Annotated in this window: 6 protein-coding genes; 3 read left to right on the top strand and 3 right to left on the bottom strand. The window is 64.0% G+C overall.

What is annotated here, in order from left to right; genetic code table 11:
• Together ACH2AT_RS10325 and ACH2AT_RS10320 are read right to left on the bottom strand one after the other, a co-directional pair.
• The coding region (locus ACH2AT_RS10325) for a DUF5058 family protein (RefSeq protein WP_394965810.1) at positions 1 to 252 on the bottom strand (252 nt) is incomplete at its 3' end.
• Between the two features lie 84 nt (positions 253 to 336).
• Positions 337 to 1,182, bottom strand: coding sequence for a helix-turn-helix domain-containing protein (locus tag ACH2AT_RS10320; protein ID WP_394965808.1), 846 nt, complete (start codon positions 1,180 to 1,182; stop codon positions 337 to 339).
• A 303-nt stretch (positions 1,183 to 1,485) separates the two neighbouring features.
• Between ACH2AT_RS10320 and ACH2AT_RS10315 the strand changes: the two genes are divergently transcribed.
• The 3 genes from ACH2AT_RS10315 to araA all read left to right on the top strand — a co-directional run bounded on the left by ACH2AT_RS10315 (position 1,486) and on the right by araA (position 6,767).
• Entirely contained in the window at positions 1,486 to 3,600 is a 2,115-nt protein-coding gene (locus ACH2AT_RS10315; protein ID WP_394965806.1) for an alpha/beta hydrolase, read from the top strand.
• 85 nt (positions 3,601 to 3,685) lie between these two features.
• Positions 3,686 to 5,275 (top strand): xylulokinase, encoded by a 1,590-nt coding sequence (locus ACH2AT_RS10310; RefSeq protein ID WP_394965804.1) that lies wholly within the window; start codon positions 3,686 to 3,688, stop codon positions 5,273 to 5,275.
• Positions 5,276 to 5,291: 16 nt separating this feature from the next.
• Complete coding sequence (gene araA, locus ACH2AT_RS10305) at positions 5,292 to 6,767, top strand: L-arabinose isomerase (RefSeq protein ID WP_394965802.1); 1,476 nt, start codon at positions 5,292 to 5,294, stop codon at positions 6,765 to 6,767.
• Positions 6,768 to 6,818: 51 nt separating this feature from the next.
• On the opposite strand, the gene ACH2AT_RS10300 is transcribed toward araA, so the two are convergent.
• The coding region (locus tag ACH2AT_RS10300) for a stage II sporulation protein P (protein WP_394965801.1) at positions 6,819 to 7,193 on the bottom strand (375 nt) is incomplete at its 5' end.

Genomic DNA, 7,193 nt, shown 5'->3' with positions numbered 1-7,193 from the left:
GATCCAGGGCAGCGGGATGCCCAGGCTCCCCGACAGGGCGATGACCCCCAGCAGGATGGAAACGCTGGGCAGCAGGGTGAAGGTGGCGCTGGAGGTGATGGCACGGCGGAGCCTGGCCTTGTCCATCCCCATGGCCACGCCGGCGCGCCAGCTGCGCGCCAGGAACACCACGCAGAGCGCCGCAATGAAGGCCACCACCACGCCCACGATCAAGAACATGGGCAGGCTGTTGAGCTGTGTCAAAAGGTCCATTTCGATCCCTCCCGATTTTATCACGCTAAAGCGATGGTGTAAGTATACCAGCTTTTGGGGGCGCTGTCCAGCGGCAAACGCATCTCACAGCACCACCGAGGTGTCCAGCGTGGGGTCGAAGGTGCTGCCCTGGCTCAGCAGCACCCGCCGGTCCAGCGAAAAGCCGGCGGGCAGGCTGGTGGGGGCGTAGCCGGTGACGGCCTTGAACACCCGGTTGAAGTTGCGCAGGGTGTTGAAGCCGCACCGGGCCATCAGGTCGGCCATGGTGATGTCCTCGCCGCCGGCCAGCAGTTCCACCGCCCGGTCCACCCGCAGCACGTTCAGATAGCCCGAAAAGGTGAGCCCCGTCATCTTTTTAAAGTAGCGGGAAAAGTAGGCGGGGGACATGTGCATGAAGTCCGCCGCCTCCGCGAAGGTGCCCTCGCCGCCCTGCTGCTCCAGCAGGAGGAGCAGCTGCTTGTAGCGGGCGAGGGTGGGCTGGGCCGCCTCCGCCTGCTCCGCCAGCGGCTCGCCCCGGAAAACATCCGCCATCAGCGAGGTGATGAGGGCGTTCATCTTCTCGGCATAAAAAGGGCGCTTTTCCCGGCTTTCCCGGTCCAATTCGTCCAGCCGCGCCCCGGCGCGGTAGCGGTCGGCAAAGACCGGCGCGCGCAGCCGCAGCGGCGCGTCGAACAGCCCGGCGAACTGGGCCACCGCCGCCCGGCTGCCCGGCGCGCCGGCAATGCTGTGCACGCTCTCGCGGCTGATGAAGGCGCAGTCCCCTTCCGTCAAATCAAAAATGCAGCCGTTCAGCGTCAGCCGCACCTCGCCCCCCTGGCAGACCACCAGCTCGTCCTCAAAATGCCAGTGCGCCAGGTTGCGCAGGTTCTCGTAACGCTGCACCCACACCTTGGCCCCCGCGTCGAAGGCCCGCTTTTCCTGCTGGATCATCCGGCATGCCCCCTTTTGGCGTTTTTCTGGTTTTATTATGGAGCAGCTGAAAAATGATGTCAATAAATGTCTATACCCCGGCAAGGAATTTCTTTCTTTTTGTTGGTCAAAAAGTTATATTAATTTCAACGAATATAATAAATTTTATTTCATTTTGTACATTCTGCAAAATTGCGCGATCGTCTCAAAGCAATGGCTTTCGAAGCAGGTGCAAAAAAGAGGAGGTGCTGCACAGGCGCTGCTATTTATCCGATCTTCAACACAGGGGTATATGGACCAACACTAAAGACGGGAGGTTTTGATATGAAGAGTCTTTCGCTGCATTCCGAGCAGGGGTGCAAACGGCTGCTGGCAATCTGCCTGGCAGTCATTCTGGTCTTCAGCTGTGCGGCGCATTTGCTGACGACCGACTGGGGAAGCGTCAAGATCGAGCGTGTCGCCTTTGACGCGCGCGGTGCCAAGATCGACGCGGAACTGTATTATCCCGTTGGAACCACTGACGAGGACAAGCTCCCCGCCGTTGTGGTGACCCACGGCGCCGGCTGTACCTTCGGCGTGACCCGCGGCATCGCGGAGGAGCTGGCACGCCGCGGCTTTGTGGTGCTGAACGTCAGCGCCTACGGCTCCGGCCTGAGCGAGTTCCCCAAGCGGGACGAATACGGCATGGGCGAAGAAAACTACAACGCCCGCGAAACGCCCGGCGGCCTGTGGGACGCGCTGAATTTCGTGCGCACCCTGAAGTTTGTGGACCCCGAGCGGATCGGCATGACCGGCCACTCCCAGGGTTCCCGCCGTACCTCCCATGCCGCCCAGCTGGACTGCGGCTATCTCACCCTCAACGACATCCTGATCAACATCCTCTATGAACAGTTTGACCAGAGCTTCACCGAGGACGAGATCACCCTGGACGCCTACGACCTGGCGGCAGAGCGGCTGAACGCCGATCAGATGGCTTTCTTTGAGTCTCTGGCTGCGGAAGCCACCGAGCATTACAACACCCGTCTGCGGGCGCAGCTGCTCATCGGCGGCGACGGCACCATGATCTCGCCGCTGCAGACCGTCGAAGTTGCCGGCCATGAAGTGCAGCGCAACTGCCAAGTGAACCTGGGCTTTGTAATTGGCGAATACGACACCAGCTACACCGACTATGTCTCCCGTGAGACCACCATGGAATCCTATTACACCGACACTCCGCTGGAGCAGGAGACTTGGTATGTGATCGACGACACGGCCAAGACCAGCACTTCCCTGGGCAGCATTTTTGACACCTCCATTGAGGAAAACGAAGTTCTGCAGCAGGCTGTGGCCAACCGCCAGGCCCGTATCGTCAGCTTCAACACCGAGACCCACGCCCGCAACCATTTCTCTCACCCCACCGCCACCGACGTGGTGAAATTCTTCGAGCAGACGTTGAGCTACAACTGCGGTGAGCTGACCGACAGCGCCACCCAGCCCCTCGACGCCCACAACATCATCTACATCTGGCGCGAAGCGCTGAATGCCATCGCCATGCTGGGCATGCTGGGCATGCTGCTGCCTCTGGCCTGCCTGCTCATGCGCTCCCGCTTCTTCGCGGTCTGCAACAACACCGCGTATCTGAAGAACGAAGCCGGGCTGCCGAAAATCGGCAAGACCAAGTTCCTCGTGATCGGCCTTTGCACCCTGCTGATCGCCTTCGTGTCGGTCTATCGGGCCAATCTGCTGCAGGGTCCCTTCCTGCCTTACTATGAGTTCCTGCCGCTGTTCTTCAACTGGTGGTACTCCGTGGCCTATCTGGCCTTTGTGGCACTCGGTGCGCTGGTGCTGCTTGTTGTGTTCTGGTACATGGACAAAAAGGCCGGCAGACCCACCCCGCTGGCTGCAGCGAACCTCAAGATCGGCGTGCTGCCGGTGCTCAAGAACGTTCTTTTGGCAGTGCTGCTGGCCGCTGCAGGCTATGCCTCGCTGTGCGTGATCGAGTACCTGTTCAACGAGGACTTCCGTTTCTGGCAGCTGGCTTTCATCGAGATGAAGGTCGAATACTGGTTCGTGGCTCTGCGCTATTTCATCGTGCTGCTGCCCATGCTGCTCATCATCAGCACCCTCACCAACTACACCATGCGCCGCGATATTCCGGAATGGCTCGACACACTGTTCACGGTGGCCGTTCCCACGGTGGGCGTAGGCCTGTGCTGGCTGATCAACTACATCGTTCTGCACATGGGCGGGACCGCCATCTGCAACTGGAACTCCTCCTACTCGCTGCTGTTCATGGTGCCCATCACCACCTACCTGATGCGCAAACTCTACAAGGTCAGCGGCAGTGTCTGGCTGCCGGCCATCACCAATGCGCTGCTGGTCAGCTGGACAATGGTTTCTTCGATCGGCTATAATACCTATGTAGCGCAGACGGCGATCGACGCATTCTTCCACATCTGATCGGATCAACGCTCCATACAAGTCTTCGGGCGCGGCGGGATACCTCGCCGCGCCCTTTTCAATCGCTCAACAGGAGGTCTGTGAAATGGCAGAGACATTGAACCGCCCCGTTGCGCTCGGCATCGAACTGGGCTCCACCCGCATCAAGGCGGTGCTGGTGGACGGCGCGGGCGCGCCGCTGGCCAGCGGCGCCTGCGACTGGGAGAACCGGCTGGAGGACGGCTGGTGGACCTATCATCTGGAGGAGGTGCAAGCGGGCGTGCGCGCAGCCTTCGCCGCGCTGGCGGCGGACTGGCAGGCCAAAACCGGCGCGCCCCTCACGCAGGTGGGGGCGCTGGGCGTCTCCGCCATGATGCACGGCTACCTGCCCTTCGACGCCGCCGGGCGGCAGCTTGCGCCCTTCCGCACCTGGCGCAACACCGCCACCGGCGAGGCCGCCGCGGCCCTCACCCGGCGCTTCGGCTTCAACATCCCCCAGCGGTGGAGCGTGGCACATCTTTACCAGGCCATGCTGAAGGGCGAAGCCCACGTGAAGGACCTGGCCTATCTCACCACCCTGGCGGGCTATGTCCACTGGCAGCTCACCGGCCGCAAGGTGCTGGGCGTGGGGGACGCCTCCGGCATGTTCCCCATCGACAGCGCCGCCTGCGACTGGGACGCGGGCATGCTGGCCTCCTTTGACGAATTGCTGGCCCAGGCGGGCCTGCCCTTCACCCTGCGGCAGGTGCTGCCCAAAGTGCTGGCCGCCGGGGAGGACGCGGGCTGCCTGACCCCGGAGGGCGCTGCCTGGCTGGACCCCGCCGGGGCGCTGGAGCCCGGCGCGCCGCTGGCCCCGCCGGAGGGGGACGCGGGCACCGGCATGGCCGCCACCAACGCGGTGGCCGCCCGCACCGGCAACGTGTCGGCGGGCACCAGCGTGTTCGCCATGGCGGTGCTGGAAAAGCCCCTGTCCCGGGTCTACCCCGAAATAGACATGGTCGCCACCCCCGCCGGGCGGCCGGTGGCCATGGTGCACTGCAACACCTGCACCTCCGACCTGGACGCATGGGTGAAGCTGCTGGGCCAGATGGCCGAAGCCGCCGGGGCAAAGCTCGCAAAACCCGCCCTCTACGACCTGTTCTATCAGAAGGCGCTGGAAGGCGCGCCGGACTGCGGCGGCCTTGTGAACTTCAACTGCTATTCCGGCGAGCCGGTGCTGGGCCTGGATGAAGGCCGCCCCCTTTTTGTGCGGCGGCCAAACGCACGCCTCACCCTGGAAAACTTCGCCCGCGCCCAGCTCTATTCCACCATGGCCGCCCTCAAGCTGGGCATGGACCTGCTCTTTGAAAAGGAGCAGGTGAAGCTGGACCGCCTTCTGGGCCACGGCGGCCTCTTCAAGACCCCCGTTGTGGGCCAGAAGCTGCTGGCCGGGGCGCTGGGGGTGCCGGTGTCGGTGATGGCCTCGGCGGGCGAGGGCGGCCCCTGGGGCATGGCCCTGCTGGCCCTCTACCGCCTGCGCTGCATGCAGGGCGGCGCGCCCGCCCTGGATGCCTGGCTGGACGAGGCCGTTTTTGCCGGGGTGGAAGGCAGCACCATCGCCCCGGACGAGGCCGGCGCGGCGGGATTTGCCGCCTTTATCAAAGATTACGCCGCCTGCATTCCGGTGGAAAAGTCCGCCGGGCAGGCGCTGCGCTGACGGGAGGTTTATACCAATGAGCATGAAGCAATATGAATTCTGGTTCGTGGTGGGCAGCCAGTTCCTGTATGGTCCCGAAGTGCTGGAGACGGTGGCCGCCCGGGCCGCCGAGATGGCCGGGGCGCTGAACGCCTCCGGCCGCCTGCCCTGCAAGCTGGCCTACAAGCTCACCGCCAAGACCAACAGGGAAATCTCCGACGTGGTGCGCCAGGCAAACCACGACCCCGCCTGCGCCGGCATCGTGACCTGGTGCCACACCTTCAGCCCCTCGAAGATGTGGATCAACGGCCTTGCCAGCCTGCAAAAGCCCTGGTGCCATTTTGCCACCCAGTACAACCGCACCATCCCCAATGAAGAAATCGACATGGACTTCATGAACCTGAACCAGGCCGCCCACGGCGACCGGGAGCACGGCTTCATCGGGGCCCGGCTGCGCTCGGCCCGCAAGGTCATCGCCGGCTACTGGCAGGACGAGGCGGTGCAAAACCGCCTGGGCCGCTGGATGCGCGCCGCCGTGGGCGCGGCGGTGAGCAGGGAGCTGAAGGTCATGCGCTTCGGCGACAACATGCGGGAGGTGGCCGTGACCGAGGGCGACAAGGTGGAGGCCCAGATGAAGCTGGGCTGGCAGGTGAACACCTGGCCGGTGGGCCGTCTGGTGGAGGAAATGAACGCGGTGACCGACGCCGAAATCGACGCGCTGATGGAGGAGTACCGCGCCCAGTACGACTTCGCCACCGACGACATCGCCACCGTGCGCTACCAGGCCCGGGAAGAGATCGCCATGAAGAAGATGCTGGACGCGGAGGGCTGCCGCGCCTTCTCCAACAACTTCCAGGACCTCTACGGCATGGAGCAGCTGCCGGGCCTTGCCAGCCAGCACCTGATGGCCCAGGGCTACGGCTACGGCGGCGAGGGCGACTGGAAGGTGGCCGCCATGACCGCCATCCTCAAGGCCATGAGCGAGGGCCAGAGCGGCGGCACCGCCTTTATGGAGGACTACACCTACCATCTGGAGCCGGGCAATGAGTACAGCCTGGGGGCCCACATGCTGGAGGTCTGCCCCAGCGTGGCGGCGGCGCGGCCCCGCATCGAGGTGCATCCTCTGGGCATCGGAGACCGCCAGCCCCCCGCCCGCCTTGTGTTTGAAGGGCATGAGGGCGACGCCATCGTGGTGAGCCTCATCGACATGGGCGGCCGGCTGCGCCTTGTCTGCCAGGACATCCACTGTGTCAAGCCCATCCTGCCCATGCCCAACCTGCCGGTGGCACGGGTGATGTGGCAGGCGATGCCGGACCTTGCCACCGGCATCGAGTGCTGGATCACCGCCGGCGGCGCCCACCACACGGTGCTGAGCTACGACGTGACCGCCGACGAGATGGCCGACTGGGCCCGGATGATGGACATCGAGTTCGTGCACATCGGCAAAGGCACCACGGTGGAGGGGCTGGAACACGACCTGTTCCTTTCCGACCTTGCCTGGAAGCTGAAATGACAGCGGCGGGCGGCGGCTCCCTTTTGAAGGAGCCGCCGCCCGTTTTTGTTTTTACTCCCCGGTGGTGAAGAGGCCCGCCAGCGCCTCGCCCACCAGCTGGCCGGAGTAGACCGCCTCCTCCAGGGTGTTGCCGTGGCTGCCGATCTCGATGAGCAGGCTGCCGGTGGTCAGGTCCTGGTTATAATAGCGGTAGTCGAAAAGCACCGGGCGCGTCAGGCCGGGGAAGCGGCTTTCCATGGCGCTCTCCCACTTTGCCGCAAAGGCCAGGTTCTGTTTGAAGTTGGGCAGGTTGCCGCCTTTGTCCGCGCCGCAGATGATCATCACCTGGGCCGCGGTCCTGCCGTTCACGTCGGCCACCGCCTTCACCCGGCCCTCGCCGGTCTCGATGGCGTCCCGGTGGACGTCCAGCACCACCTTGATGCTGGG

The organism is Candidatus Allofournierella excrementigallinarum (assembly GCF_944388085.1).
In the GTDB taxonomy this organism is placed as follows: domain Bacteria; phylum Bacillota; class Clostridia; order Oscillospirales; family Ruminococcaceae; genus Allofournierella_A; species Allofournierella_A excrementigallinarum.
Note: the sequence above shows the minus strand (reverse complement) of the source record. Positions and strands in the feature narration are given on the sequence as shown.